The organism is Massilia violaceinigra, assembly GCF_002752675.1.
GTDB classification, from domain to species: domain Bacteria; phylum Pseudomonadota; class Gammaproteobacteria; order Burkholderiales; family Burkholderiaceae_D; genus Telluria_A; species Telluria_A violaceinigra.
Genome location: NZ_CP024608.1, coordinates 3984501 through 4010104, shown reverse-complemented (window position 1 = coordinate 4010104; position 25604 = coordinate 3984501). Strand labels below are relative to the sequence as shown.

Here is a 25604-nt window from a genome sequence, read left to right as displayed (position 1 = left end):
AAAGCATGCGCGGAAAATGCGCGTTCCGTTTGATGTTGAACAGAGGTGCGCGCAATTGGCGCGCGGGTGCCTCAGCGGCTCACCATCAGCCGTTTCGCTTCGCGCTGCATGCGGGCAAATTCGTCGGCGCACACCGCCTGGCTGAACAGGTAGCCTTGCAGCTGGTCGCAGCCGAGGTCGCGCAAAAAGGCCATCTGCTCGGGGGTTTCGACGCCTTCGGCCACGATTTCCTGGCGCAATTGCTGGGCCATCGTCACGATGGCACGGGCGATGGCGCAATCGTTTTCCTCGTACGGCAAGCCGACCACGAACGAGCGGTCGATTTTCAATGTGCTGATCGGAAATTTCTTCAGGTAGGCCAGGCTCGAATAGCCGGTGCCGAAGTCGTCCAGCGCCAGCGCCAGGCCCATGGCCACCAGTTCATTCATGATCGCGATGACGCCGTCGGTGCCACGCACCAGCAAGCTCTCTGTAATCTCCAACATGATCTGCGCCGGCTCCACGCGGTGCTGATCCAGCACGTCGCTAATGCGGCCCGGCAGGCTGCGGTCGAACTGGCGCGCCGACACGTTGATCGCAATCGGCGGCATGGACAGCCCGGCGTCGTCCCACGCGCGGATCTGGCGGCACGCTTCGTTCATCACCCAGTTGCCGATATCGAAAATCAGGCCCGTCTCCTCGGCCAGCGGAATGAACACGCCCGGCGAGACCATGCCGCGCTCGGGATGGCGCCAGCGGATCAGCGCTTCGGCGCCGACGATGCGGCCGCTGCGCAGGCTCACCTTGGGCTGGTAGTGCAGCTCGAACTGGTTCCCGGCCAGGGCTTCGCGCAACTCGGTTTCCAGGCGCAGGCGCTCGCGCGCGCGCTGGTCCATTTCGTCGCGGTAGAACAGGAAGCCGCCGCTGCCCAATTCGCCGGCCTTGGCCAGGGCCACCTCGGCAAAGCGCAGCAGCGAGGCCGTATCCATGCTGTCGTCGAGGTACAGCGCGATGCCGATATTGGCGCTCACCTGCAAGCCATGGCCCGCCACAAGCAGCGGCGCGGCCAGTGTCGCCAGCAGCTTTTGCGCGACGATGCCGGCGTGCTCGCGCTGGCCGATGGTGGGCAGGGCAATGGCGAATTTGCTGCCGTCGATGCGCGCCAGGATGTCCGGCTCGCGCAGCACGCTGCGGAACTGGCGCCCCACCATGCACAGCACTTCATTGGCCACGTCGTGGCCGAGCGTGTCGCTGATGGCGCCGATGCGGTTCACTTCGACCACCATCAGCGCGCCGTATTCGTTGCCGCGCCGCGCCTCGTTGAGCACTTGGCCGACCAGGTGATTGAACAGCGAGCGGTTCGGCAGGCCGGTCAGGCTGTCGTAGTTGGCCATGCGCTGCATGCGCGCTTCGGCGTCCTTGTGCACGCTGATATCGGAAAACAGCGAGAACGTATGCGTGATCCTGCCTTCGCCATTGCGCACCACGCTGATGGTGACCGATTGCGGAAACAGCTCGCCATTTTTGCGCTTGCCGACAATCTCGCCGCGAAACGGGCCGTTGCCCTGCATGGCGGCGCGCACCTTGGCGCGGAACTCGGCGTCATGCACGCCGGAGCGCAGCAGGTCGGGCGTCTGGCCGATCGATTCGGCCGCCGAGTAGCCGGTGATGCGGGTGAACGAACTGTTGATCGACACAATGCGCTCGCTGGCGTCGGTAATGAGCACGCCCTGGTCGCTGTCTTCGATGATGCGCGCGTACAGGCGAATCTTGTCTTCTTCGGTCAGATGTTCGGCCAGCGGCGAGAGGTGCACCAGCATGCCGATCGCCTGGCCGTCGTCATCGTGGATCAGCGACAGCGCCAGCCGCACCCAGATCACGTCCCCGCTCTTGCGGCGGCGCCTCACTTCGACCAGGCAGCTGCCATGTTCGAGGAACAGTTCGGCGATGCCCGGATCCGCTTCGTCGGTGTCGTCGGCGTACAGGAACAGCACGTGCTGGCCGATCGCTTCCTCGCTGGTGTAGCCGAACACCGCTTCGGCGCCGCGGTTCCAGCTGGTGAGGTAGCCGGACAAATCGAGCACGATCACCGGTTCGTCGGACGATTCGTAGGTGTCGGCGTGGTGCCGCAGCAGGCGCCGCGCCGGCGGTTGCTGCGCCTCTTTCGCCAGCAGCAGCTCGGCTTCGAGCCGCACCAGCATCTGGGTCAGCGCAGTGCCCTCCATCGCGCGCGCGGTGCGCACGAGGTCGAGGCTGCGGTCGAGGGCCGATTCAGCCATGATCGCGCGCGCCGCTGTCGCGCAAGGCGCCCAGCATCCAGCGGTTCGCTTCGATGATGGCGCCGTTGAAGTCGCACGGCGTCATTTGCAGCGCCATGACGCGCGCCGCCACCGCATCGGGTTCGCTCCGTTCGGCGCATTCGACCAGGTCCAGCAGCGCCCCCAGTTCACCGTCGCGGTGCAGCAGCGCGCCCAGTACCGCCTCGCTGATCGAGAGCGGCGCCAGGATGGCGGGCAGCGGCATGCCGAACAGCACGCCCAGCAGCGAAAACATCCCGGTCATGAATGCCTGCTCCTGGGTGAGCTTGTCCAGGCCGCGCGTGCGCGCCAGCAGTTCGAGCGAGCGGGCGCGCACCGCCACGCGCGCCAGCAGCATGGGCGAGCGGATGTCGTCCTTGTTGGCGGCGAACAGCATCAGATTGAGCCAGCGGCGCAGTTGCTGGCGCCCGAGGATCAGCAGCGCCTGGCCGAAGCTGGTGATGCGCCGTGCCACGCCCATGCCGAGTGAATTCACAAGGCGCAGCAGCTGGTAGGACAGGGTCGGGTCGAGCCGCAGCAGCGCTTCGATTTCGTGGGTGTCGGCGTCGGCGGCGACCAGTTGCACCAGTTGCAGGGCGAGCGCGCGCGATGCCGCCTGGCGGGCCGGCTCCCTGGCCGGTGCGGCCATGCACCAGTCGCCATCGATCCAGCGCGCTTCGGGCGGCAGCAGCGCCGCGCTCAGGCGCTCGTCGGCGCAAAACAGGCTGCGCGCGGCCAGCTCGGTCCAGCCCTGGCCGCGCAGCACATCGGCCAGCCGCACATCAAGGCTGCTGCGGTACAGGCACGAAAACTCGTCGCACAAGGCGCCCAGCGCGGCCACGATGGACGGCGCGGCGAGCGCATCGTCCGCTGCCGCCGCTGCCGCTCCCGCATCGGCCTCGATCAGCAGGCCGGATGGCAAGCCGCGGCGGTCCGCTAATACGCGTAAAACAAGGAGTGGCGCCGGGCTCGAGCAGGTCATTGGGATCGAGGAGGTGGGTAACAGTGAAGTTCATGGTACCCCCGAGTTATTTACCCTCACCAACGTTTCGATCAAGAACTAAGGTGATTCGCGGAAAAAATTCTCCCGGTGTCAAGCAGGTGTTGCAAATCCGCCCGGCACAAAATCGGCCAGTTGCGCCAACAGGTCGGGGCGCTGCATGCGCTCGCGCCACCAGCGCAGGGCCGCGCCCTCCTCGCCCACGCGCCAGGCCAGGTAAAACGTTTCGGCGCCGCGTACTTCCTCGACCTGTTTCTCAATCAACAACCCGCGTTCGATGGCCGGGCGGGCGCAGGCTTCGGGCAGGAAGCCGAAGCCCAGTCCGGCGATCTGCAGATCGTATTTGGCTTGCATGGTCGGCACCGTCAGCGCGTCCTGCCCCAGCAGCAGGCCGACCGTGCGCGCCGCCATGTTGCGCGCCGAATCGGCCACCACGATGGCGCGGTGGTTCTGCAACTGGCTGCGCCCGAGCGGCTCGGGCATGCCGGCCAGCGGGTGGCCGGGCGCGACGGCGAACACGAAGGGCATGGAGCCGATCACGCGCGCCACATAGCCGCCGCCGGCCGGACCGTCGCCGGCCACGCCGACCAGCAGGTCGACACGGCGGTCGAGCAAGGCTTCCCACGGGCCGGACAGGGTTTCCTGCACGATACGCAGGCGGGTCTGCTGCGCCACTTCATAGAACGCGCGGATGTCGTCCCGCAGCGCCAGCGCGGAAAACATCGAATCGATCCCGATGCCCAGTTCGGTTTCCCAGCCGGAGGCGACCCGGCGCACGCGGTGTTCCAGGTCTTGCGCGGCCTTGAGCAGGTAGCGCCCTTCGGTGAGCAGTTCACGCCCGGCCGGGGTGAGCAGGATGCGCGGGCCGTGGCGCTCGAACACCTGGACTCCCAGGTCATCCTCCAACTTGGCCACTGTGTAGGAGATGGTCGAGGGCACCCGGTGCAATTCCTGCCCCGCCTTGGAGAAGGAGCCGCGGCGGTCGATGGCGTCGATGATCAGCAGTGCTTCGAGGCTTAGTTTTAACATTCGATTTTTTCGATCATAGGGGACAAAATTTTCCGTTTTTTGATTCGCTTGACGCCCCCCATACTAGCTTCATCGGTGCAGCGAAACAGAAATCCACCGATAACGTGGATCGAAATTATTGCACATTAACTTTAAAGAAACGGAGCATATCATGTTAGAAATTCGTCCAGGCGCAGAACGTGGCAACGCAAACCATGGCTGGCTGCAATCCAAACATACGTTTTCTTTTGGTCACTATCACGATCCGAAACAGACCGGTTTCGGCCCGCTGCTGGTGATTAATGAAGACAAAGTGGCGCCATCGCAAGGTTTCGGCACCCACGGCCACCGCGACATGGAGATTATTTCCTACGTGCTGGAGGGGGCGCTGGAACACAAGGACAGCATGGGCACCGGTTCGGTGTTGCACTACGGCGATGTGCAGCGGATGAGCGCCGGAACCGGTGTGCGGCACAGCGAGTTCAACGGCTCGCCGACGGAGCCGGTGCATTTTCTGCAAATCTGGATCCAGCCGAACGTGACCGGCATCGCTCCAAGCTACGAGGAAAAGCACTTCACCCCGGAAAGCAAAATCGGCCAGCTGCGCCTGATTGCGTCGAGCGACGGACGCCAGGATTCGGTGCTGATTCACCAGGATGCCGCGATTTACGCCGGGATTCTGAACGGTGGCGAGGCGATCGCGCACCCGCTGGCCGAAGGGCGCACCGGATACGTTCACCTGATTCGCGGCTCGCTGACGGTGAACGGCGTGCAACTCAAGGGCGGCGATGCGCTGAAAATGACGCAGGAGAGCGCGGTCAGGATCGAGAACGCCGAGGCGGCAGAGGTGCTGGTGTTCGACCTGCCATACTAACTGGTCACCGATGGTGCGCAGTGTGCTCTGCGCTCCATTCTTACCCTGGTTCGGGCGCTTGCCTGTTACGTGGTGACAGTGCGCAGGCGCTTGGCCACGTCCGCCAGCCTATACGGCTTGGTGATCAGTTCGAACTGCGCGAGGGCGTCGCCAAATTGCTCGCGCAGCGGACCACCCATGTACCCGGAGGTGAGGAGGATTCTCATCTCGGGCATAAGCTCTCTGGCGGCCTGCGCGAGCACCACGCCGTTCATGTCGGGCATCACGACATCGGTAAACAGCACGTGGATATCAGGATGCTGCTGCAATAGATGCATCGCCTCCGCCCCGCTGTTCGCAGCGATGGCTTCGTAACCGAGGCTTTGGAAGATGGCGACCGTCATGTCGAGCACATCGGGCTGGTCATCGACGACGAGCGCCTTTTCGAGACTGGGCGCTTCAGACTCGCTGGCGTGCTGCGCTACCTGCGTCGGGAAGTACAAGGAAACGCAGGTGCCTTGTCCCGGAGCCGACTCGATGCCGAGATGGCCGCCCGATTGCTGCATGAGACCATACACCTGGCTCAGACCGAGGCCGGTTCCCTTACCTACGGCCTTGGTCGTGAAAAAAGGCTCGAGCGCACGGGCCGCGACCTCGGGCGCCATGCCGGCGCCGTTATCGCTTACAGCAATCACCGCATACATGCCGGCAGGGAGCCGCTCAACTTCGTTTTCCTCCAGGATGGCCTGGCGCGTTTCCAGCGTAATCGATCCGTCTTCACCGATCGCATCGCGCGCATTGATCACCAGATTAAGGAGTGCCGATTCGAACTGCGAGACATCGGTCTGCACCCGGCCGACGTGCGCCTTTTTAATCGTGAATCCGGCCGAGTTGGGGATCGCCCGTCTCAGCACGGCTTCAAACGACGCAATGACGTGGTTGATATCAAGCACTTCGAGGGTCAGCGGTTGTTCCCGTGCGAACGCAAGCAATTGGCCGGTCAGCGCGGCGCCCCGCTGCGCGGCGCGCTCCATGCTGTCAATGACCTTGCGGTGTTGAGCCAGGTCCGCTGGCATCGCACGCATTAAGTCGATGCCACTGCAGATAACGCTCAACAGGTTATTGAAGTCGTGGGCAATGCCGCCTGTCAGCTTGCCGATTGCCTCAAGTTTTTGCGATTGCTGAAGCGCTTCCCGGGTGCGCTCGAGCGTGAGCGCCGCCTCGCGCCGCTCGGTAATATCGCGCGTGATCTTGGCGAAGCCGATCAGCTGCTTTGCCGAGTCAAATACAGGATCGATAACGACATGGGCCCAGAACCGCGTACCGTCGCCGCGCACGCGCCACCCTTCCGTCTCGTAGCGACCGTCCCGCTCCGCCGTGCGCAGCGCTTGTTCCGGGATCCCCTTGAGTTTGTCCTCGTCGGTATAGAAGCGCGAAAAATGACTTCCTTCGACTTCGTCGAAGTCCAGCCTTTTAATGCGCCTGGCGCCCTCGTTCCAGTTAGTGATCAGCCCGCCAGGCGACAACATATAGATAGCGTAATCGGTCACGCTCTGCACCAGCAGCCGGAAGCGCTCTTCACTGGCGTGCAGCGCTTCGGCCGTGCGGCGCTTTTCCGTGATATCGCGCGTGATCTTCGTGTATCCCAACAGCTCGTCATCCGCGCCAAAAATGGGATCGATGACCACGCTGGCCCAAAACAGGGACCCGTCCTTGCGAACGCGCCAACCCTCGTCTTCGAATTTGCCGGCCGTGCGGGCCAGATACAGCGCCCTGTACGGAACACCCTTGGCCTTGTCCGCGGCCGTGTAAAAAGTCGAAAAGTGCTTGCCGATGATTTCATCCGGCGAGTAGCCCTTGAAGCGTTCCGCGCCCGCATTCCAGCTCACGACCTCGCCATCGGCCGACAGCATATAGATCGCGTAATCGGTGACCTTGGAAATGAACAGGTTCAGGCGGTCGGCCTCGAGATAGGATTGAGACATGGCAACTCAATAGTTAAAATACAAGTGTATCGTTTTTTGTCCAACCGGCATTTTCTTTCAGAACACCGCTATTGGCGCGTGCGTCAGGGTTTCCCCGGCCGTGTTTAGAGCCCCTCCCCCAACGGCTACCCCCATTTTCCGCTACACTTGCGGCTACAGCAACAGATTTGAGAACATGGCCATGCCCTCCCCCGTCACTGAAGAACTCCTCGATTACACCACCTCGTGCGCGCTGCCCACTCCCTGGGCGCAGTTCACCCTGCACGCCTTTGTCGAGCACGCAACGGGCAAGGAGCATCTGGCGATGACCCTGGGCGACATCGGCGACGGCGAACCGGTACTCGCGCGCGTGCACTCCGAATGCCTCACCGGCGACGTGCTGTTTTCGCAACGCTGCGATTGCGGCGCCCAGCTCGAAGGCGCACTCAAGCGCATCGCCGAGGAAGGCCGCGGCATCCTGCTCTACCTGCGCCAGGAAGGACGCGGCATCGGCCTGGTCAACAAGATGCGCGCCTACCGCCTGCAGGAAGCCGGCGCCGATACGGTCGAGGCCAACCTGGCCCTTGGCTTTCACGCCGACGCCCGCAACTACGAGCTGTGCCAGCCGATGTTCGCCCATTTCGGCATCCACGCGCTGCGCCTGATGACCAACAACCCGCGCAAGATCGATGCGATGGAAAAACTCGGCGTCACCGTCAGCGAACGCGTGCCTCTGCTGGTGAACCGCAACGCCTTCAATAACAGCTACCTGAATACCAAGGAAGCCAAACTCGGCCACATGATGACCCCGCTGGCCGAGCCTGTCGCGCTGGACGGCGAACTGTAAGGCTCGTAACGCGCAAATAAGCTAAGCTGGTGGCAAGATAGCGGAAACAGCTCTTGCCACCGAAGGATTGCATGAAATTTGTCAATACTGCAGTGCTTGCTTATTGTTTCGCCGCCCATGCGATCGCGGCGGCCCCGCCCGCGGCGCCTCCCGCGCCGGTCCGCCCGCCCGCTTCCCTGACCATTCCCGCCGTCGTCCCCCCGCCAGCCCCGGCCGTCATTCCGCCCGGCGCCCAGCCCCCGGCCACCATCCCTGAAGTCGAAGAAAACGCGGCCCTGCCGCCGCCATCCTCGGCCGCGCAAAAGGTGTATTCCGCCGCCAAGGGCGACCTGTTGCAAATCCGCATGCTGCTCAAGAACGGGCGCAGCCAGTCGACCGTGGGCTCGGGCTTCATGGTCGGCACCAGCAACCTGGTGTTGACCAATTACCACGTGGTGTCGCAAATGGCGCTCGACCCCGATGTGTACGTGGGCGAATATATCGATACCGACGGCAAGAGCGGCCCGGTCGAGCTGCTCGCCGTGGACGTGCTGCATGACCTGGCGGTGGTGCGCATCAACCGCCACGGCAGCGGCTTTTTCAATATCCCCGAGAAACTGGTGAAGCTCACCCAGGGCCAGTATCTGTATTCACTGGGCAACCCTCTCGACCTCGGCTTCGCTATTTCGGAAGGCTCCTACAACGGCATCATCACGCGCAGCTTTTACGACCAGCTGATGTTTACCGGCCCGATCAACTCGGGCATGAGCGGCGGCCCCAGCGTGACCGTGGCCGGCGACGTGGCCGGAGTGAACGTGTCGAAGCGGCGCGATGGCGAATTGATCAGCTTTCTGGTGCCGGTGCGCTTTGCCCAGGAATTGCTGAAAAAAGTCGCGGCGCAGACCAGCACGCCCAAGGATTTCAATCCCCTGATCGGCCAGCAATTGCTGGCCCACCAGCGCGGCATGATCGACCGCCTGCTCGACTCTCCGCTCTCGCTCAAGACCATGGGCCCGTACCAGGTGCCGGTGCGCGAATCGGAACAGGTGCGCTGCTGGGGGCGCTCGAACGTCAAGGCCGAAGCGACCTTCAACGCCGACACCATGGCCTGCGCGATGGAGTCCGCCATCTTCGTATCGGACTCGCAGCAGACCGGGCACGTATCGATGACGCACCAGTACGTGCGCTCGGCCATCCTGGACCCGGTGCGCTTCGCGGTGCTGGCATCGACCCTGTTCAAGACCGATAACCTGGGCAGCACCAAGGACACGCGCCTGACCGGGCCAATGTGCACCGAAAAATTCGTCAAGACCAAATCGCTCCCGCTGCGCGCGGTGACCTGCGTGCGCGCCTACCGCAAGTTCGCGGGCCTGTACAACTTCACCCTGCTCACCGCCAGCACCGACGACGCGCGCGCCACCTTGCAGAGCCGTCTCGACGTCTCCGGCGTCTCGTACGAAAACGGCCTGCGCACCACGCGCGCCTTCCTCGAAGCGCTGGCGCGCGGGCACAAGCAATGAACGCGCCCTACTTCATCGAAACGCTGGCGCGCAACGGCGACGTGCTGCACCGGCACCAGGTCAACGCGCTGCCGATCCGCTTCGGCCGCGGCTACGACAACGACTTCATTCTCGACGATGCCTTCGCCGCGCCGCGCCACGCCGTGCTCGAAGCGGACGAGAATGGCCAGGCCGTGCTGCGCGACCTCGGGACCAGGAACGGCGTGGTCCACCTGGGCCAGCGCAAGACCAGCCTTGTGCTGACCGGCGACACCGTGATCCGCATCGGCCACACCAGCCTGCGCGTGCGCGGGGCCGACTTTCCGGTCGGGCCGGAGATGGTCGACCGCACCATGCACGGCTGGGAGGGCGGCATTCCCGGCCTGGTCGGCATGCTGCTGATCGGCGCCTTCGCGCTGTTTACCACGTGGCTGAGCGACACCCAGCCGTTCCAGCTGATCCGCTACCTGCTCGGACTGGCCTACGGCGTCGGCGCCGGCCTGATATGGAGCGGCGCGTGGGCGTTCGCCAACCGCCTGTTCGGCCGCCACGCGCGGCTCGGGCGCCACCTGTTCATCTTCGGATGCGGCCTGACCGCGATACTGGTCTACAAAATGGCATCGAGCGCCGCGGCCTACGCGTTCTCGCTCGAATCGCTGACCGGCTACAGTTCGCACGTGGCGATCGCCATCGTGGCCGGCGTGATCTTCTTTCACCTGGGCACGGTCAAACCGCACCAGACCCGCCGCTTCGGACTGGCCTGCCTGATCCTGGCCATGATCGGCTCGGGCCTGACCCTGATCAGCAACCAGCAGCGCTACGGACGCATGGGCGACGAACTGTTCATGTCGGTGCTGATGCCGCCGTCGGCACGCGTCAGCCCCGACCACAGCGTCGATGAATTCATGGGCGACGTCACCGCCATGAAGGCCAGGCTCGATGCGGAACGTGGCAAGAAGGTCAAGGGCGACAGCGGCGACGACTGAGCCGCCTCAGGCTTTCTTGGCCATCAGCGGATGCAGCGTTTCGCCGCGCGCCAGCATGGCCGCAAAGGTGGCGATGCGGCGCGCGCGCGTGTCGGGCTTGACGGCGGTCTGGATGCGAAACAGCACCGCGTAGCGATTCTGAGAGTTCAGCGTGGCGAAAAATTCGCGCGCGCCAGGATGCGCATCGAAGGCCGCTTCCAGGTCGGGCGGCACCTGCGCCGTGCTGGCCGGTTCGTACGCCGCGTCCCAGCGGCCATCCTTTTGCGCGCGCTCCACCTCGGCCAGGCCGGCCGGCTGCATCTTGCCCTCGGCGATGTAGCCGAGCGCCTTGTCGCGGTTCACGCGCGACCAGATGCTCCTGGCGCCGCGCGGCGTCCAGCGCTGCAGCCAGTGATGCTGGTCCTCGCTGCGTTTCTGGCCGTCGATCCAGCCGAAACACAGCCCCACTTCCAGCGCTTCCTGGTACGTCACGGTCGCCTCCGGCGCGCCTTTCTTCGCGTGGCGCAGCCACACGCCGCGCGAGGCGGCATGGTGTTCGGCCAGCCACTGCGCCCATGCGGCCTGCGAAGCGAATGCGCGCGGGGCGTCATCTTGCGCCAGCGGTGTCTCCAATGTGCCTCCCATCCGGTTTCTCCCGATTCTTTGACATGGGAGACAGAATACGCAATCATCAGCGCTTCGGCCAGCCCCTGCGTCACCTACCCCGCCCAATCATGCGACTTCAACGCTCCACCATCGTCATCGGCGTCGCCTGGCTGCTGTTCTGGGCACTGATGGTATCGGTCGCCGTCGAAGACTATCTGCGCGATGGCGGCAAGACGCTGTGGCAGCCGGTGCTGTGGGAAAGCTCCTCGATGCTGGCCGCAACCAGCCTGCTGGCGCTGCAGCGGCGCCTGACGCGCAAGTACGACCATCTGCTGGCAACGCCGTGGCGCTGGTTCGGCCTGCAGGCGCTGTTCCTGCCGATGTACTGGGTGGCGTTCGTGCCGATCGCGTTCGGCATCCGCCATGGCGTGTACGCGCTGGCCGGCATGCGCTACGAGCACGAAGCATGGGGGCCGACCTTCTTTTACGAGTCGCTCAAGCTGTCGGTATTCGTCGGCCTGTTCGTGGTCATCGTGTTCGGCATCCTGTCGTACCAGCAGCTGCTGGAAGCGAAGCTGCGCGCCGAGAAGGCCAACGCCCTGTTGCGCGAGGCGCACCTGCAACGCCTGCGCCAGCAGATGCAGCCGCACTTTTTGTTCAATGCGCTCAATACCATTTCATCGCTGATGCATACCGATGTGATGCGCGCCGACGCCACGCTGATCGAACTGGCCGACGTGCTGCGCGCCACGCTCGACGTGGGCGAACTGCAGGTCGCGCCGCTGTCGACCGAACTGCGGCTGGTGCGCGGCTACGCGCGCGTGATGCAGGAGCGCTACGCCGAGCGCGTGACCATCGCATGGCGGATCGACGACGATGCGCTGGCCTGTTCAGTGCCGGTGATGAGCATCCAGCCGCTGCTCGAAAATATCTTCAAGCACACCGTGGAGAAGCGGCGCGAGACGGCGCACATCGCCATTAGCGCCAGCCGCCGCGACGGCATGCTGGTGGTGACCCTGGACGACGACATCGGCACCCTGGCGCCCGATGCGCCGCCCGGGGTGGGCCTGTCCAACCTGCGCGAGCGCATGGCGGCCTTGTACGGCGAACGCGCCAGCCTGGCCCTGTCGGCGCTCACGCCAGCCGGGGTGCGCGCGGAAATGAGGGTGCCATGCGCATCCTGATCGTCGACGACGAGCGCCCCGCGCGCGACAGGCTGCGCCACCTGCTGGCGCAGGAAACCGGCATCAACGCCATTGCCGAAGCGCGCGACGCTGTCGACGCCATGCAGCAGATCGCGGCGTTCGCACCGGACGCGCTGTTTTTGGATATCCAGATGCCCGAGGTGAGCGGCCTTGAACTGGCCGCTTCGCTGCCCGCGCCGGCGCCGCTGATCGTGTTCGCCACCGCGTACGACCAGTATGCCTTGCAGGCGTTCGACGCCAACGCCATCGATTACCTGCTCAAGCCCTACGACCAGGCCCGCCTGGGGCGCGCCTTGCAGCGCCTGCGCGAACGCCTGCTGGCGCGCAGCGCGCAGCCACTGCCGCCGTTCGCGGGCGAGCATGCGCTGCGCCAGTTGCTGGTGACCGAACGGGGCGTCACGCGCGTGATCCGCGTCGACCGGATCGGGTGGATCGAGACCGCCGACAATTACGTGGTGCTGCATACGGCCGGCGAGCAGCCGCTGATGCGGCAGACGCTGGCCGGCCTGCTCGACAAGCTGGGGCCGGGTTTCGTACGCTGCCACCGGCGCGCTGCCGTGCAGCTGGCATGGATCGAGCGGGTCGAGGCGCTCGACAAAGGCGACTGCGAACTGGTGCTGCGCGACGGCGCGCGCGTGCCGTGCAGCCGCCAGTACCGGGCCGCCGTCATGGCGCTGTTGTAAGGCCGTGCCGTAAGGCCGTGCCGTAAGGCCCCGCGCCGTTTCGCCCCACCGTGGTCCCGGCTCGCCCCATTTCGCTGGCGCGCCGAAGCGTGTTGATTCAGGCTGGGGTTTTCCATTCACGAAGCGCGCGCCATGACTACTTCCCCCACCCGACTCTGGTTCCTCGACTGGGTCCGCATCCTCGCTTTTTTTGTACTGATTCTCTACCACGTCGGCATGTATTACGTGACGTGGGACTGGCACGTCAAAAGTCCGTTCGCCAGCCATGCCATCGAACCGCTGATGCTGCTGTCGTCGCCGTGGCGCCTGGGATTGCTGTTCCTGGTGTCCGGTGCGGCATCGAGCCTGATGCTGGCAAAGATGGGCGCCGGCCGCTTCCTGCGCCAACGCAGCGCGCGCCTGCTGCTGCCGCTTATCTTCGGCATGCTGGTGATCGTGCCGCCGCAGGCGTACTTCGAAGTGGTGGAAAAGGTGGCTTACCAGGGCGGCTACGCCGACTTCATGCAGCTGTACCTGGGCCGTTACCGCGGCTTCTGCCGGGGCAGCGATTGCCTGATCATGCCGACCTGGAACCATCTGTGGTTCGTGGCCTACCTGTGGGTGTACACGCTCCTGCTGGGCGGCCTGGTCATCGCGTTTGGTGCGCGGTTCGACCGGCTGGCAGCGCGCGTCGGCGCGCTGCTGGCCGGATGGAAGATCATCGTGCTGCCGGTGGCGGTGCTCTCCATCGCGCGCATGGCGCTGCTGTCGCGCTTTCCAACCACGCATGCACTGGTGGACGACTGGTTCAACCACGCGACCTATCTGTTCCTGTTCCTGCTCGGCGCCATGCTCGCGCGCACGCCGCTATGCTGGCCGCGCCTGGAAGCGCTGCGCTGGCACGGCTTGGGAATGGCGGCAGCCGGCTGGGCCGCGCTGACCATATATTATGCCCTGCCCGATGACCTGGTCTCCGCGCAGGCGGTCGAACCGCTGATGCACGCGCAGCGCATCGTGTATTGCCTGTTCGCGTGGAGCGCAATCGTGGCCGTGCTGGGATTTGCGCACCGCCACCTCAATCGCGACAGCGCCAACCGGCGCTATCTGGCGCAGGCGGTGTTCCCCGTGTATATCGTACATCAGACGCTGATCGTCGTGATCGCGCATGCGATCCAGCCGGCCAAGCTGGCGCCGCCGGTCGAAGCGCTGGTGCTGATCGTGCTGACCTTGACCCTCAGTTTCGGTGCGGCCGACATCGTGCGGCGCTCACGCGTGCTGGGGCCGCTCTTCGGCATCGCTCCCCGCGCCAGCGCACACGCGGTTGCCGCGGCGGGCAAGCGGCCCGCCGCGGCAACCGCGTGACAGAGTCCGGCCGGCTCCATGCCGGCCGGACTCCGGCGAGTACTCTTAGCTGTTTTTGCCGGTGCTGGCGCTACCGGCTTTCCCGCTCGCGCTCGCGGAGCTGCCGGCCTGACCAGCCGAGGTGGCGCCCGCACTGGTGCTGTTGCCCTGCATGCTGCCGTGCATGTCGCTCTGGCTGCTGCCGGCCGAACCGCCCTGCGCGCTGCCGGTCTGGCCGCTCTGCATGCTGGTGCTGCCACGCACTTCGGTGCTGCCGTTGCCACGCCATGCGCCGGCGTTCTGGGTGAACGGATCGCTGAACTTGCGCATGTTTTCCTGCTGATTACGCACGCTGCGCTCGGTTTCTTCGGAAGCGACGCGGGCCACTTCGTCAGCCAGGGCGCGCGCGGTGCGGGTGGTTTCCTGCACGTGCTGCTCGGTCACGCGGGCCAGCTCGACCTGCGCATCGGCAGCCACGCGGGAAATGTGCTGTTGATAGGCACGCAGTTTTTCGCTGGCAGGCTGGGCGCGCGATGCGGCTGCACTGATCACGTCGGTCTGGCGGTCGGCCGTCAGCAGTTGCTGGCTGCTGATGGCGGTTTCTTCCAGCAAGGTCTGGGTCAGCTGAATGTTCAGATTGCACAGTTGCTGGAACGAATTGAACAACGATTTCGACATATCGTTGAGGAAAGAAACTTGTGCGTCCAGGTGGCTTCGCACAGCGGGAGTCACGGATTGTGAATATGGAAACATGTAGACCTCGATAAAGTAGTTTTTTCAAATAAACGGAGTTGCTGTACCGGGGACAAGCGGCCTGGTGTGTGACCCTTATCGCGCCGCCGCAGCGCAGGCGTGGTGAAAGCACCTTGTCTCGTATCAAACCTTCTGCAAGATCTTGTCTTCAGCACGAGCCCCAAGACTAGGCGACAAAAGCGATCAGAGTTTGATATAGATCAAATGTGTTCAAGTCGGCAACGTTCTCGACAGCCTTGCTGGCTTGAAACGGTGCAAGCGTGCTGCGTTGCACCAAAAGCATGCCGTTTTCCGGCCCGCGTTGCGTCGCCACAGGGGAAAACAGCCGCACTCAGCCATGGCGTGAAACTTGCATGGATGCACGCATTAACCAACTCGACAAGGGAGCGCTGCCATGCTGCTGAAAAATGACTTGCTCTATTACCCGGCGCAGGCGCGCACGATCCGCATCCTGTGGATCGATAGCGCCGCCAGCGTCGCCTACACCTTCGAACTGGGCGCGAAAGGCGCGCACCCGGTGCTTGCGCCGCTGGCGGCCCTTGGCGCCGACCTGCGCGAACAGCGCGCGCGCGTTCTGGCAAGCGACCCGCACGCGAGCAACGGCGACTCCGCAGCCCTGCCCGCGCGCCATCGCCAGGTGCGCGACCGGGCCTGGGCCGTGGTGCAGGCGCTGGTCGCCGACGAACCGGCGATCTACCAGGCGCGCCACCGCGGGCGCCTGGTGATGGCGCAAAGCGCGCTGCACGGGGTGTCACATCCATCGGTCTACCGCTATCTGCGCCGCTTCTGGGAGCGCGGCCAGCATCCGGATGCACTGCTGCCGGACTATAAAAACTCCGGCGCACCGGGCAAGTCGCGTGGCTCGAGCGCCAACGTCAAGCGCGGCCGGCCGCGCAAATCGGGCAGCCATCCGGGCCTAAATGCCGACGATGGCATCCGCCGCACCTTTCACGCGGCGGTGGCGCGCTACAGCGCCACCCATGCCCAGTTCTCGCGGCGCGGCGCCTACCGGCAAATGATCCAGGATTTCTTCGACGCGCGCGATGCCGAACTGCTGCCCACCTTCGGCCAGTTCAATTACTGGATCGGCAAGGACGCGCCCGCCGCCAGCGCGGCGGCCTGAATCATCGCCCGGTGCACCGCGCCGCTATGATGCAGCGCATCAGAAACGAGCACGCATAGCAACGACGGCTTCCTCCGGGAGGCCGCTTTTCCTTGCGGCTGGAATGAGCGTTCGCCGCCAACAAATGGAGTCCGGCGCGGACGCGCACCGCGAGCGCGGCGGCTTCGTTACAGATCAAGTGCGTGAACCTGGGTGCTCGGGCCGGGCGTCAGGATGTATCGTACTCATACGCCGGCAAGGGTTCTCCGCAATCCTTGCAGAACTTTGCCTCCGGCTCGTGCCCTTCGCTCAGGCATGAGGGGCAGGTTCGGGTGGTCGGCTTCCAGTTCATTCGCTGCGATGTCATTTCCGCCGTCACGATTCCGGTCGGCACCGCCAGCACGCCCCAGCCCAGCAGCATCATGAACGAGGCGATGAAGCGCCCCAGGGTGGTCTGCGGCGTCAGGTCGCCATAGCCGACCGTCGTCATCGTCACGGTGGCCCAGTACATCGCCATCGGAATGCTGGTGAAGCCGTTTTCCGGACCTTCGACCACGTACATCACGGTCCCCAGAATGAGCACCGCCATCATCACCACCGACAGGAATATGAGGATCTTGCGCCCGCTCGCGCGCAGGGCGCGCCCAAGCCGGATGTATTCGGTGATGTACAGCGTAAGCTTGAAGATGCGGAAGATGCGCAGCAGCCGCAGGATGCGGATGTCGAGGAAGGCCGACACTTCCGGCACCAAGAGCGCAAAATAAGTCGGCAGTACCGATATCAGGTCGATCACGCCGAAAAAGCTGGTCGCGTAGCGCCACGGATGGCGCACGCAGCACAGGCGCGCGACGTATTCGACCGTAAACAGCAGCGTGAACGTCCACTCCATCACGTTGAGCGGACGCCCGAAACGGCCCACCATCGAAGGCACGCTGTCGAGCAGGACCACGACGATGCTGAGCAGGATGACCGCCACCAGCAGCACGTCGAACGTCTTGCCGGTGCTCGTGTCGGCTTCAAAAATAATCGTCTAGATGCGCCGGCGCAGGCGGTGTCGGGCTTGCCGAAGGCCGGCGGCGTGTGCGGAGCGATGGCCTCTGCCGGCGTGGGTGTATCGGTCGTCGTGGTGTGCGGTCAGCCCGGCCAGGCCGGACCTTTCAGCTCGACCGTGTTGCCTTCGGGGTCGTCCAGGTAGATCGACGGCCCCTCCCCTTCGGCGCCGTAGCGCGATTCGACCGCGCCGGGCGTGACGCCGCATGCAGCCAGGTGATCCCGGATCGCCTGCGCATCGAACGGTTCGACCCGAAAACACACATGGTCCATATTGCGCCCTTCGCGCCCGGGCGCCGCACCGCCGGCCCGTCCCAGCTTGCCGTCCACCGGCACCAAGTCGACCAGCGCACGGCCGGCGCGCAGCTGCACCAGGCCGATGTGGTCCTGGCGCCGCTCGATGGTGCACCCAAGCACGTCGCGGTAGAAGCCGATCATCGCTTCCAGGTCGACCACGCGCAGAACCACGTGGTCGATCTCACGGATATGTATCATCGCGGCGTCCCGGGTTCAGTCGGCGTGCCGTTCGACCCAGACCGCGAAGGCGTCGACGAACTTTTGCAGGAAGGCTTTGGTGCTGTCGTTGGTGAGGTTGTCGCCTTCGTACTGGCTGCCGATATTGGCAAGGTAGGCTTCGGGCTGCTGCATGGTGGGCATGTTCAGGAACACCAGCGACTGACGCAGGTGATGGTTGGCGCCGAACGCGCCGAGCGCGCCGGGCGTGACGCTGACCACGGCGCACGGTTTGCTGCCCCACGCGCTCTGGCCGTACGGACGCGAGCCGACGTCGATCGCGTTCTTCAGCGCGGCGGGCATCGAACGGTTGTATTCCGGGGTGCAGAACAGGACCCCGTCGAATTCCTTGAGCTTGTCGCGGAACTCGATGTAGACCGGCGGCGGCGCGGCGTCGTCGTCCTGGTTGTACAGACGCAGCTGGCCGATGTCGACGATCTCCAGGTCCAGCGTGGGCGGCGCCAGCAGCATCAGCGTCTTGGCGACCTTGCGGTTGAACGAATCCTTGCGCAAGCTGCCAATGATGACAGCGATTTTTCTTGAAGCCATGGCGGTCCTTTCGGGGGTGGTCGGTTGGTCGGCGGTGGAGCAACTGTAAATCTTAACAATTTTCACAGCACCGCGCGCACTTTCCCGAACACCCCCGTCGAACGGGTACTTAGTAAGCCGCCGTGAAACGCTGGCGGCTGTGCGCCGGCTGTTCCAGTTCATCGATCATGGCCAGCGCGTAGTCTTCCACCGAAATGGCGCTGTTGCCGGCGGCGTCAAGCAGCAGCGCGTCGCCGCCCAGGCGGAATACGCCGGTGCGCTCGCCGGGCGAGATCATGGCGGCGGGACTGAGCATGGTCCAGTCGAGCGAGGCTTGCGCGCGCAGCAGCGCGAGCGCCTGGCGCGCGCCTTCGGCACTGGCGCGGTACGCCTCCGGAAAGCCGGGCGTGTCGAGCAGCTGCACGCCCGGCGCCACTTCCAGCGAACCGGCGCCGCCGACCATCAGCAGGCGCGGCACGCGCGCTTCCTTGACGGCCGCGACGATGTTGCGTGCGCCGGTCAGATAGTAAGCCTGCACGTCGCTCTGCGCATGGCCGCTGAAAGCCGACAGCACGGCGTCGGCGCCGGCCAGTTGCGCGGTCAGCGCGGCGACGTCCATCACGTCCGCCGCGCGTGCCTGCAGGCGCGCGCGCGCGGCCAGCTTGTCCGGACGGGTCGACAGCGCGGTGACCGCATGGCCGCGGTCCAGGGCTTCATTGAGCAAGGCTGTGCCGATAAATCCGGTGGCGCCGATCAGTACGATGTTCATTGCGAAACTCCTGCTGTTGTTTGGATGAGATGCATGATGACTGCAAGCATTGATTCAATAAACAGCGATTGGAATAATTCATTGTTACGAAATTCTAATCAATACAACCGGTTGGACAATCCTGACCGGCGTTGCGACGGCATAAAGCGCGGACGCCTGCGAGGCGGACTATTTAATCACTACTAACGAAGCGCCGGATGCGATCCGGACGCTCAGCCAATGATGCTCCGCTTCCATCATGTTGCTCGCCAGGCGGCCGACCTTGCCGCCCGGACGAACGGCCTCATGGGTTTGTAACAAGGAGCGGCGCCCAAGCAGCGGTCCAGCCGGACAGCCTCTGTGCAGTGGCCGCCATGCGCGGCATTTACAGGAGAGTGTGATGGATGAACAGGACAAACTACAAGGCAGGCCGAATGACGATACTTATGACCGCCCACGGGTGGTGGTGCGTTTTCGCGCAGGCGTGAGGCTCGATGACCGGGGTGACCTGGGCGAGCAGATCGACAGAAACAATCTCGGATCATGGAGGAAACTGCTTGGGCAATTCCCCGGTCTCACGGTACGCCCGGTATTTACTTTGGTCAGGGGAAACCAGCTGGAGCAACTGATCCGGCGCGCGGTCCAGATGGACCCGACCTACAAGCCGGCCGACTTCGGCACGTTCTTTTATATCGACGCGCCCTCCGATACCGATCTGGCCGCGCTGGCCAAGACGCTGATGCGTTGGAACAGCGTGCAAACCGCCTATGTCGACCGGGCCGGACCACCGCCCGTCAATCCGTCGGATGACCCGCAACGGGTCAATCAGGGCTACCTCGATCCGGCGCCGGACGGCATCGATGCCGAATTCGCGTGGACCCAGCTTGGCGGCGATGGCGCGGGCCAGCGCCTGGTCGACCTGGAGTACGGCTGGACCCTGGACCACGAAGACCTTGCGGCGCACGGCATCACGCTGCTGTACGGATCAAACGCCGACACGTTCCGCAACCATGGCACCTCTGTTCTCGGCACCATTTGCGCCGTCGACAATACGATCGGCTGCGTTGGTATCGTGCCGGCGCTCGATGCCGTTGGTGTCGTGTCGCATTACATGAATACGCGGCCGAACGCCATCTTCGCCGCCATCGCCCACCAGAGCTTCGGCGAAGTGCTGCTGCTGGAGGCGCAGGTCTACTTGAACGATAGCTTGCTGCTCGGGCCGATCGAAGCCTACGACGCGGATTACGAAGCGATCCGCCTGGCCACGGCGCTGGGCATCATCGTGATCGAAGCCGGCGGCAACGGCACCAACAACGGCTTCACGCCGCCGCTGAACATGGATACCTACACTACCTTGTCGGGCCAGGCTATCCTCAACCGCGACGATGCCAATCCCGAATTCCGCGATTCGGGTGCGATCATGGTCACGGCGGCCAGCGCCGCCGCGCCGCATACGCGGCTGCCTTTTGCCCCATACGGCAAGCGCATCGACTGCTATGCCTGGGGCGAGAGCATCACCACCCTGCGCTCGGATGCGAGCGGCCTGACCAACGGGTACACCACGGGCTTTAGCGGCACCTCGGGCGCCTCGGCGATCATCGCCGGTGCAGCGCTGGCCGTCCAGGGTGGCGCGGTAGCGCAGTCGCCCGCGAGCGGACGCGTCAGCCCGCGCCAGATGCGCGATATCCTGAGCAGTGCGGCAACGGGGACCCTTCCATCACACGCCGAAACGACACGCATCGCGGTGATGCCCGATTTGCGCAAGATATTCGACGAGGTCCTGGGTGCCACGCCCGACCTCTATATCCGCGACTTCGTCGGCGACACGGGCGAGCCGCACGGCGGCGCGATTTCCGCCAGCCCGGACGTGTTCCTCAGGCCGACGCTGGCCGCCGACCCGCAGGCCGAATTCGGTGCCGGCAGCACCCTGGCCGACAGCGCCGCCCTGGGCTGGACGGCCGAAACGGGCCAGGACAACTACATCTACGTGCGGGTCAAGAACCGGGGTGGCGCCGCCGCCACGTCGGTCGTGGCAACCGTGTACTGGGCGCCCGTCGCCACCCTGGTCACCCCGGACCTGTGGACGCTGGTCGGCAGCACCACCCTGCCATCGGTGCCGGCGGGAGACGTGCTGACCGTATCGTCCGCCATCGTCTGGCCGCAGGCCGCGATCCCGGCGCCCGGGCACTATTGTTTTGTCGCGCTGATCGGCAATGCCGCCGACCCGGCGCCGGCGCCCGCCGAATTCCTGGTCTGGGAAAATTTCACGACCTTCGTCCGGGCGAATAACAACGTCACATGGCGCAACTTCAACGTCGAGGAAAATGCACCGGATGCGGACGATCCGTCCACGCCGGATTTCAAGGCGCTCGAATTCATTGCGCCCGGTGCGCCCGACCGGGGCCGCGAGATGGCGCTGGAGGTCGTCGGCAGGCTGCCGCCCGGCGCCGGCGCCCTGCTGGAAATGCCGCTGGTGTTTTTCCGCATGCTGCAAGCGCGCCAGCTGGCGGCCGACGCCATCATCGACCAGGAACGCGGCGTTGCCCGGATCGCGGTCAATCCGAACAGGCGCACCAATTTCGGCTACGTCCTGTTCCCCGCCAGGTCGCGCATGCCGTTCCGGCTGCTGGTCCAGATTCCTCAAGAGAACCGTGACCAGGCCTACCAGATTTATGTGCGGCAGTTGTGGAGAAAACAGGAGGTCGGGAGGGTCACATGGCAGCTTCAGCCACGGGACGCGCAGCCGTAAGCGGTTGATCGCCCCCACCGGCAGCGTGCGCTGCCGGTGGCGATTGATCGCCGATCTCGCATGGTTGATAATGGATTGATTTCAATTCCTTATCAATCCAGATGACGCCTCTCGATCAGATCGACCTGAACAGCCTGACCATCTTCGACGCCGTCGCCGAGGCGGGCAGTTTTACAGCCGCGGCGGACCGACTGGGCGTGGCCAAGGCCAGGATCAGCGTGCAGATCGCGCGCCTGGAACGGCAGCTGGGCGTGTCGCTGTTTACCCGCACCACGCGCCAGGTGGCGCCCACCGATGCCGGACGCGCGCTGCACGCGCAATGCCAGCCGCTGCTGCGCGCCCTGTCCGACGCGCTGGCGCAGGCCGGCAGCGACCAGGGCGAGCTGTCCGGCATGCTGCGCATCTCCACCACGGCGCTGCAGGTGGCCCACTCCATCGGCCCGGCGCTGGTGCAGTTCATGGCGCGCCACCCGCGCATCACGGTCGACCTGCGCACCGCCGACAAGGTGGCCGACATGATCGCCGAAGGCATCGACCTGTCGTTTCGCATGGGCTGGCTGCGCGACTCGACCCAGCGCGCCATCAAGCTGGGCGAATTCACCCAGCACGTGGTGGCGGCACCGTCGTACTTGCAGCGGCGCGGTTATCCGGCCACGCCCCAGGACCTGGCGCAGCACGACTGGGTGGCGTTGTCGCTGATGCGCACCCCGCACACCTGGACCTTCACCGGAGCCGATGGCGCCGGGACTGTGGTGCAGACGGCGTCACGCATCCAGGTCGACTCGCCGGCCGCTTTGCTGGCGCTGATCGAGCAAGGCGCCGGGATGACGGTGATGGAAGGGCAAACGCTGAGTGCGAGCTTCAAGGCCGGCACTGTGGTCGAACTGCTGGCGCAATGGTCGCTGCCGCGCGGCGGCATGTACGCCGTGCTACCGCCCGGACGCCAGGCGCCGGCGCGGGTGCGTGCGTTCATCGACTTTTATCGGGCCTATCTGCAGCGCGCCGACACTATTTGATGAGTGGCAAGCGCATTGTGCAGTATGATTTTTTTTGCGCGTTTTTAAATGGGATAGGCATCATGAGTAAGAAAGATGAAGTAGTGCGGGAAATGGCCGGCGTACTGCTGGAGTTCATGGCGCTGACCAAGCTCGATTGGGATGCCACCTATTTCCGTTTTGCCAGCCCTGGCGGAGGAACAACCAGCTCCGAATGGCTTTATCGAAAAAACAGGGAATTGGATTATTTTCAGGGTATCGCGCAACTGGAAATGACATATCAGACCACGCTGGAGAAGCTGGCGGAGAATTTATCCGACGAGATCGTGAGCGAGGGGCGGGAGCGGCCTGTCGTCATCGTGGCCACGGTCGATAGCGAGAAAAATTACGATCTGAAGTTCGATTATAAAAACCCGTCCGCACTGGAAATCCGGCCGCTGAGCCTGGGAATGGCGAATTCCTATTTTGGTGATGAAATCGTCATCGACAAAAACATCGAGGAATTTCAGGGACACTTGAAAGGTTTGGCATCGTAAGAAAGATAAAACCGGCGCAGGCCTCGAATCGGGACCCTACAGCCAGCGGTTGACAGGTGCATTGCGCAGGCACGCCATCATGCGCGCTTCGTCGACGATGCCGCGCCCTGTCAGCTCCCCGCCAATCTCAAGGAAGATCGCGTAGTCGTCGGCGCAGCCGGTGTTCGCGGACAGCAGATCGAGCACCTGTTTCAGCACCCGCGCCTGCCCCGCCCCGTGCGCCGCGACGATCAGATCGCGCATGCGCAGCTTCAGGCGGCGGTTGGCGCGCGCGCCCTCTTCCTCGCTGCCGAATTCAGTGCCGTGGTAGCAATCGACATCGTCTTCCAGCGCCGCCAATTGTTCGAGCAACTCCATCGCTAAATCCTGCCACGCCGGAACTCGGCCAGGAATTTCTTTGCCTGCGCGGCGCTCAAAACGACCACCGGGTCGCCATGCCACGCATACAAAAACGGCGTGCCGCCGAGGCGGTCGGTCAGCTTGGCCGACAGAAGGAAGCGCGTGCCGGCCGGATGGAGCGCCCGGTCCACCAGCGCGCGCGCGCACTGCACGCGCAGGCTGGGGGCGAAGGCCTGCCCCGCCATCGGGCGGATGCGCAAGGCGCCAGTGCGCGCATCCTCGTACGATTCGACCGCCACGTCGCGGTATGCCCAGGTATCGCGTGCCATGTTTATGCCTTCGCTGCCAGGGCCGGTTCGCGAACGACATGCGCTTCGCGGATCGGCAGGTTGATAAGAGCCGCGGCCAAGGCGAGCACGATGTCGGCGTACCACATCCAGGTAAAGTCGCCGTAGGCCACGAACGAGAGCCCGCCCAGCCACGCGCCGAAGAAGCCGCCCACCTGATGCGACAGCAAGGTCAGGCCGAACAGCGTGGACAGGTAGCGCATGCCGAACAGTTTGCCGACCAGGCCCGCCGTCGGCGGCACCGTCGCCAGCCACGTGAAACCGAGCGCGCCGGCGAATACGTAGAAGGTCATGGGGGTCTTGGGCGCCAGCAGGTAGGCGACGACGATCACGGCGCGGCTGGCGTACATCAGGGCCAGCAGGGACTTCATGCGGTAGCGGGTCGACAGCGCGCCCGCTGTCAGGCTGCCGGCGATGTTGAATAAGCCGATCAGCGCAAGCGCATTGGCCGACACCCCCGCCGGCAGGCTGCACAGGGCGACCTCGCCCGGCAGGTGCGTAACCAGAAAGGCGATGTGAAAGCCGCAGGTGAAAAAGCCGGCATGCAGGCACAGGTAGCTGCGGTCGCGCAGTGCGATCTTGATCTGCGCGCCAAGGCCGATGCCGGGTACCTCGGCCGGCTTTGGCGGCGCCACAACAGCGGGATCGGCCTTCGCCAGCCCGGCACCCTTGCGCAGCGGCCAAGCCAGGGGAATCGTCAGCAAGGTGGTCGCGGCCATGGTCAGCATCGCCGCAATCCAGCCGGCGCTGTTGATGATCGCCTGCATCAGCGGCGCGAACACGAATTGGCCGAACGAGCCGCCGGCGTTGATAAAGCCTGCCGCGAACGGACGGCGCGCGGCCGGCAAGCGCTGCGCGGTGGCGCCGATCAGGATCGAGAAGCTGCCGGCGCCCGCCCCCGCCGCCGTCAGCAAGCCCATGGTCAGCATCAGGCCCCACTGCGAGGACACGAAGGGCGTCGCCGCCATGCCGGCGGCAAGCATGACGGCGCCCAGGATGATGACCTTGGCCGAGCCCCATTTGTCGGCCACGGCGCCGAACACCGGCTGCGCCGCGCCCCACACGAACTGCCCGATCGCCATGGCGAAGCTGATCGATGCCACTCCCAGCCCGGTCGAGGTGTTGATCGGCGAGAGAAACAAACCCGTGGTCAGGCGCGCGCCCATGGTGATCATCAAAATCGCCGAGGCGGCGAGGATCAACAGCCACGCGGCGCGCGGCGTCATCTCATTCTGGGTGGGCATGGGGCAGGTCCTCGATCAATGGCGTTAATTGGGCAAGCGTGGATTCAAGCTGGGTGTGCAGGGCGCGCACGGCCTCGCGCCCAACCAGTTGTTCGAAGGCGCGCTGGGCGCCGCACCACACAGGGTAGGATTCGGCGAGTTTTTGCTGCCCGGCCTCGGTGATGGTGACGATGCGCTGGCGGCTGTCGGCGCCGGGGCGCGGGACCACCCAGCCGGCATCCATCAGCGGCTTGAGGTTGCGCGTGAGCGTGGTGCGTTCCATGCCGAGGCGTTCGGCCAGCTCGGCCACCGGCAGCGCCTCGCGCGCGACGTTGGCCAGCACGCTGTACTGGGTGGTCTTCAGGCCCACGGTGGCCATGTGGTGGTCGTACACGCGCGACATGGCGCGCGTGAGCTTGCGCAGCTTGAAGCAGGTACAGCCCAGCGGTTTCTCAATCGGATCGGTCATATCGTGGTGTTGCGGAAATAGGTGCAGGTACACTGATTGTTTGAAGT

At 64.7% G+C, this 25604-nt stretch carries 25 protein-coding genes; 11 read left to right on the top strand and 14 right to left on the bottom strand.

What is annotated here, in order from left to right:
* Window positions 1-71 precede the first annotated feature (71 nt).
* The 3 genes from CR152_RS17985 to CR152_RS17975 form a co-directional block, all read right to left on the bottom strand.
* The gene (locus CR152_RS17985) at window positions 72-2258 is read right to left on the bottom strand and encodes a putative bifunctional diguanylate cyclase/phosphodiesterase (RefSeq protein ID WP_099876669.1); all 2187 of its coding nucleotides are present in this window, start codon (window positions 2256-2258) and stop codon (window positions 72-74) included.
* A complete protein-coding gene (locus tag CR152_RS17980; RefSeq protein ID WP_157778574.1) occupies window positions 2251-3198 on the bottom strand; it encodes an EAL and HDOD domain-containing protein in 948 nt (315 codons plus the stop codon). The genes CR152_RS17985 and CR152_RS17980 overlap by 8 nt, the downstream gene beginning before the upstream one ends.
* 171 nt (window positions 3199-3369) lie before the next feature.
* Entirely contained in the window at window positions 3370-4305 is a 936-nt protein-coding gene (locus tag CR152_RS17975; RefSeq protein WP_099876664.1) for a LysR family transcriptional regulator, read from the bottom strand.
* A 151-nt stretch (window positions 4306-4456) separates the two neighbouring features.
* Between CR152_RS17975 and CR152_RS17970 the strand changes: the two genes are divergently transcribed.
* Window positions 4457-5158, top strand: coding sequence for a pirin family protein (locus CR152_RS17970; RefSeq protein ID WP_099876661.1), 702 nt, complete (start codon window positions 4457-4459; stop codon window positions 5156-5158).
* A gap of 65 nt (window positions 5159-5223) precedes the next feature.
* On the opposite strand, the gene CR152_RS17965 is transcribed toward CR152_RS17970, so the two are convergent.
* Window positions 5224-7122, bottom strand: coding sequence for a hybrid sensor histidine kinase/response regulator (locus CR152_RS17965; protein ID WP_229413438.1), 1899 nt, complete (start codon window positions 7120-7122; stop codon window positions 5224-5226).
* 181 nt (window positions 7123-7303) lie between these two features.
* Here CR152_RS17965 and ribA point away from each other — a divergent pair, with 181 nt between their 5' ends.
* The 3 genes from ribA to CR152_RS17950 all read left to right on the top strand — a co-directional run bounded on the left by ribA (window position 7304) and on the right by CR152_RS17950 (window position 10412).
* Entirely contained in the window at window positions 7304-7948 is a 645-nt protein-coding gene (gene ribA, locus CR152_RS17960) for a GTP cyclohydrolase II (protein ID WP_307718586.1), read from the top strand.
* A gap of 71 nt (window positions 7949-8019) precedes the next feature.
* Window positions 8020-9447, top strand: a complete 1428-nt coding sequence (locus CR152_RS17955; RefSeq protein WP_099876656.1) for a S1 family peptidase — start codon at window positions 8020-8022, stop codon at window positions 9445-9447.
* Window positions 9444-10412 carry an FHA domain-containing protein gene (locus CR152_RS17950; RefSeq protein WP_099876653.1) on the top strand — a complete coding sequence of 323 codons (969 nt, stop codon included), beginning with the start codon at window positions 9444-9446 and terminating at the stop codon, window positions 10410-10412. Before CR152_RS17955 ends, CR152_RS17950 begins: the two co-directional genes overlap by 4 nt.
* 6 nt (window positions 10413-10418) lie before the next feature.
* Here the strand turns inward: CR152_RS17950 and CR152_RS17945 are convergent, their stop codons facing one another.
* Window positions 10419-11036: a YdeI/OmpD-associated family protein gene (locus tag CR152_RS17945; RefSeq protein WP_099876650.1), complete on the bottom strand. Its 618-nt coding sequence runs from the start codon at window positions 11034-11036 to the stop codon at window positions 10419-10421.
* A gap of 89 nt (window positions 11037-11125) precedes the next feature.
* Here CR152_RS17945 and CR152_RS17940 point away from each other — a divergent pair, with 89 nt between their 5' ends.
* The 3 genes from CR152_RS17940 to CR152_RS17930 all read left to right on the top strand — a co-directional run bounded on the left by CR152_RS17940 (window position 11126) and on the right by CR152_RS17930 (window position 14226).
* Window positions 11126-12181: a sensor histidine kinase gene (locus CR152_RS17940; RefSeq protein WP_099876647.1), complete on the top strand. Its 1056-nt coding sequence runs from the start codon at window positions 11126-11128 to the stop codon at window positions 12179-12181.
* Complete coding sequence (locus tag CR152_RS17935; RefSeq protein WP_099876644.1) at window positions 12169-12885, top strand: LytR/AlgR family response regulator transcription factor; 717 nt, start codon at window positions 12169-12171, stop codon at window positions 12883-12885. Before CR152_RS17940 ends, CR152_RS17935 begins: the two co-directional genes overlap by 13 nt.
* 132 nt (window positions 12886-13017) lie before the next feature.
* Window positions 13018-14226: an acyltransferase family protein gene (locus CR152_RS17930; RefSeq protein WP_099876642.1), complete on the top strand. Its 1209-nt coding sequence runs from the start codon at window positions 13018-13020 to the stop codon at window positions 14224-14226.
* A 45-nt stretch (window positions 14227-14271) separates the two neighbouring features.
* Here the strand turns inward: CR152_RS17930 and phaP are convergent, their stop codons facing one another.
* The gene (phaP, locus tag CR152_RS17925) at window positions 14272-14958 is read right to left on the bottom strand and encodes a TIGR01841 family phasin (protein ID WP_099876639.1); all 687 of its coding nucleotides are present in this window, start codon (window positions 14956-14958) and stop codon (window positions 14272-14274) included.
* Between the two features lie 394 nt (window positions 14959-15352).
* Between phaP and CR152_RS17920 the strand changes: the two genes are divergently transcribed.
* Complete coding sequence (locus tag CR152_RS17920) at window positions 15353-16081, top strand: hypothetical protein (RefSeq protein ID WP_099876637.1); 729 nt, start codon at window positions 15353-15355, stop codon at window positions 16079-16081.
* 208 nt (window positions 16082-16289) lie between these two features.
* Here the strand turns inward: CR152_RS17920 and CR152_RS17915 are convergent, their stop codons facing one another.
* The 4 genes from CR152_RS17915 to CR152_RS17900 all read right to left on the bottom strand — a co-directional run bounded on the left by CR152_RS17915 (window position 16290) and on the right by CR152_RS17900 (window position 18920).
* Window positions 16290-17045 carry an ion transporter gene (locus CR152_RS17915; protein WP_307718585.1) on the bottom strand — a complete coding sequence of 252 codons (756 nt, stop codon included), beginning with the start codon at window positions 17043-17045 and terminating at the stop codon, window positions 16290-16292.
* 149 nt (window positions 17046-17194) lie between these two features.
* Window positions 17195-17605, bottom strand: a complete 411-nt coding sequence (locus tag CR152_RS17910) for a VOC family protein (RefSeq protein WP_099876631.1) — start codon at window positions 17603-17605, stop codon at window positions 17195-17197.
* A 15-nt stretch (window positions 17606-17620) separates the two neighbouring features.
* Window positions 17621-18172 (bottom strand): NADPH-dependent FMN reductase, encoded by a 552-nt coding sequence (locus CR152_RS17905; protein WP_099876628.1) that lies wholly within the window; start codon window positions 18170-18172, stop codon window positions 17621-17623.
* Between the two features lie 109 nt (window positions 18173-18281).
* Window positions 18282-18920, bottom strand: coding sequence for an NAD(P)-dependent oxidoreductase (locus tag CR152_RS17900; RefSeq protein WP_099876625.1), 639 nt, complete (start codon window positions 18918-18920; stop codon window positions 18282-18284).
* Between the two features lie 379 nt (window positions 18921-19299).
* On the opposite strand from CR152_RS17900, the gene CR152_RS17895 reads away from it, so the two are divergent.
* The 3 genes from CR152_RS17895 to CR152_RS17885 all read left to right on the top strand — a co-directional run bounded on the left by CR152_RS17895 (window position 19300) and on the right by CR152_RS17885 (window position 23179).
* Window positions 19300-21648 (top strand): S8 family serine peptidase, encoded by a 2349-nt coding sequence (locus CR152_RS17895; protein WP_157778573.1) that lies wholly within the window; start codon window positions 19300-19302, stop codon window positions 21646-21648.
* Between the two features lie 101 nt (window positions 21649-21749).
* The gene (locus CR152_RS17890; protein ID WP_099876620.1) at window positions 21750-22664 is read left to right on the top strand and encodes a LysR family transcriptional regulator; all 915 of its coding nucleotides are present in this window, start codon (window positions 21750-21752) and stop codon (window positions 22662-22664) included.
* Window positions 22665-22726: 62 nt separating this feature from the next.
* Complete coding sequence (locus tag CR152_RS17885) at window positions 22727-23179, top strand: hypothetical protein (RefSeq protein ID WP_157778572.1); 453 nt, start codon at window positions 22727-22729, stop codon at window positions 23177-23179.
* Between the two features lie 36 nt (window positions 23180-23215).
* Here the strand turns inward: CR152_RS17885 and CR152_RS17880 are convergent, their stop codons facing one another.
* Genes CR152_RS17880 through CR152_RS17865 form a run of 4 tightly spaced genes read right to left on the bottom strand, consistent with a single transcriptional unit; the run spans window position 23216 to window position 25557 of the window.
* Window positions 23216-23536 (bottom strand): hypothetical protein, encoded by a 321-nt coding sequence (locus CR152_RS17880; RefSeq protein WP_099876613.1) that lies wholly within the window; start codon window positions 23534-23536, stop codon window positions 23216-23218.
* 2 nt (window positions 23537-23538) lie between these two features.
* Complete coding sequence (locus tag CR152_RS17875) at window positions 23539-23847, bottom strand: hypothetical protein (protein ID WP_099876610.1); 309 nt, start codon at window positions 23845-23847, stop codon at window positions 23539-23541.
* Between the two features lie 2 nt (window positions 23848-23849).
* Window positions 23850-25109, bottom strand: coding sequence for an MFS transporter (locus CR152_RS17870; protein WP_099876608.1), 1260 nt, complete (start codon window positions 25107-25109; stop codon window positions 23850-23852).
* Window positions 25093-25557 (bottom strand): MarR family winged helix-turn-helix transcriptional regulator, encoded by a 465-nt coding sequence (locus tag CR152_RS17865; protein ID WP_229413436.1) that lies wholly within the window; start codon window positions 25555-25557, stop codon window positions 25093-25095. Before CR152_RS17865 ends, CR152_RS17870 begins: the two co-directional genes overlap by 17 nt.
* Between the last annotated feature and the right edge of the window lie 47 nt (window positions 25558-25604).

Coding starts and splice junctions, on each gene's coding strand:
- CR152_RS17985 (WP_099876669.1), bottom strand. CDS start 2,258: ATGGCTGAATCGGCCCTCGACCGCAGCCTCGACCTCGTGCGCACCGCG.
- CR152_RS17975 (WP_099876664.1), bottom strand. CDS start 4,305: ATGTTAAAACTAAGCCTCGAAGCACTGCTGATCATCGACGCCATCGAC.
- CR152_RS17970 (WP_099876661.1), top strand. CDS start 4,457: ATGTTAGAAATTCGTCCAGGCGCAGAACGTGGCAACGCAAACCATGGC.
- CR152_RS17965 (WP_229413438.1), bottom strand. CDS start 7,122: ATGTCTCAATCCTATCTCGAGGCCGACCGCCTGAACCTGTTCATTTCC.
- ribA (WP_307718586.1), top strand. CDS start 7,304: ATGCCCTCCCCCGTCACTGAAGAACTCCTCGATTACACCACCTCGTGC.
- CR152_RS17955 (WP_099876656.1), top strand. CDS start 8,020: ATGAAATTTGTCAATACTGCAGTGCTTGCTTATTGTTTCGCCGCCCAT.
- CR152_RS17950 (WP_099876653.1), top strand. CDS start 9,444: ATGAACGCGCCCTACTTCATCGAAACGCTGGCGCGCAACGGCGACGTG.
- CR152_RS17945 (WP_099876650.1), bottom strand. CDS start 11,036: ATGGGAGGCACATTGGAGACACCGCTGGCGCAAGATGACGCCCCGCGC.
- CR152_RS17940 (WP_099876647.1), top strand. CDS start 11,126: ATGCGACTTCAACGCTCCACCATCGTCATCGGCGTCGCCTGGCTGCTG.
- CR152_RS17935 (WP_099876644.1), top strand. CDS start 12,169: ATGCGCATCCTGATCGTCGACGACGAGCGCCCCGCGCGCGACAGGCTG.
- CR152_RS17930 (WP_099876642.1), top strand. CDS start 13,018: ATGACTACTTCCCCCACCCGACTCTGGTTCCTCGACTGGGTCCGCATC.
- phaP (WP_099876639.1), bottom strand. CDS start 14,958: ATGTTTCCATATTCACAATCCGTGACTCCCGCTGTGCGAAGCCACCTG.
- CR152_RS17920 (WP_099876637.1), top strand. CDS start 15,353: ATGCTGCTGAAAAATGACTTGCTCTATTACCCGGCGCAGGCGCGCACG.
- CR152_RS17910 (WP_099876631.1), bottom strand. CDS start 17,605: ATGATACATATCCGTGAGATCGACCACGTGGTTCTGCGCGTGGTCGAC.
- CR152_RS17905 (WP_099876628.1), bottom strand. CDS start 18,172: ATGGCTTCAAGAAAAATCGCTGTCATCATTGGCAGCTTGCGCAAGGAT.
- CR152_RS17900 (WP_099876625.1), bottom strand. CDS start 18,920: ATGAACATCGTACTGATCGGCGCCACCGGATTTATCGGCACAGCCTTG.
- CR152_RS17895 (WP_157778573.1), top strand. CDS start 19,300: ATGGATGAACAGGACAAACTACAAGGCAGGCCGAATGACGATACTTAT.
- CR152_RS17890 (WP_099876620.1), top strand. CDS start 21,750: ATGACGCCTCTCGATCAGATCGACCTGAACAGCCTGACCATCTTCGAC.
- CR152_RS17885 (WP_157778572.1), top strand. CDS start 22,727: ATGAGTAAGAAAGATGAAGTAGTGCGGGAAATGGCCGGCGTACTGCTG.
- CR152_RS17880 (WP_099876613.1), bottom strand. CDS start 23,536: ATGGAGTTGCTCGAACAATTGGCGGCGCTGGAAGACGATGTCGATTGC.
- CR152_RS17875 (WP_099876610.1), bottom strand. CDS start 23,847: ATGGCACGCGATACCTGGGCATACCGCGACGTGGCGGTCGAATCGTAC.
- CR152_RS17870 (WP_099876608.1), bottom strand. CDS start 25,109: ATGCCCACCCAGAATGAGATGACGCCGCGCGCCGCGTGGCTGTTGATC.
- CR152_RS17865 (WP_229413436.1), bottom strand. CDS start 25,557: ATGACCGATCCGATTGAGAAACCGCTGGGCTGTACCTGCTTCAAGCTG.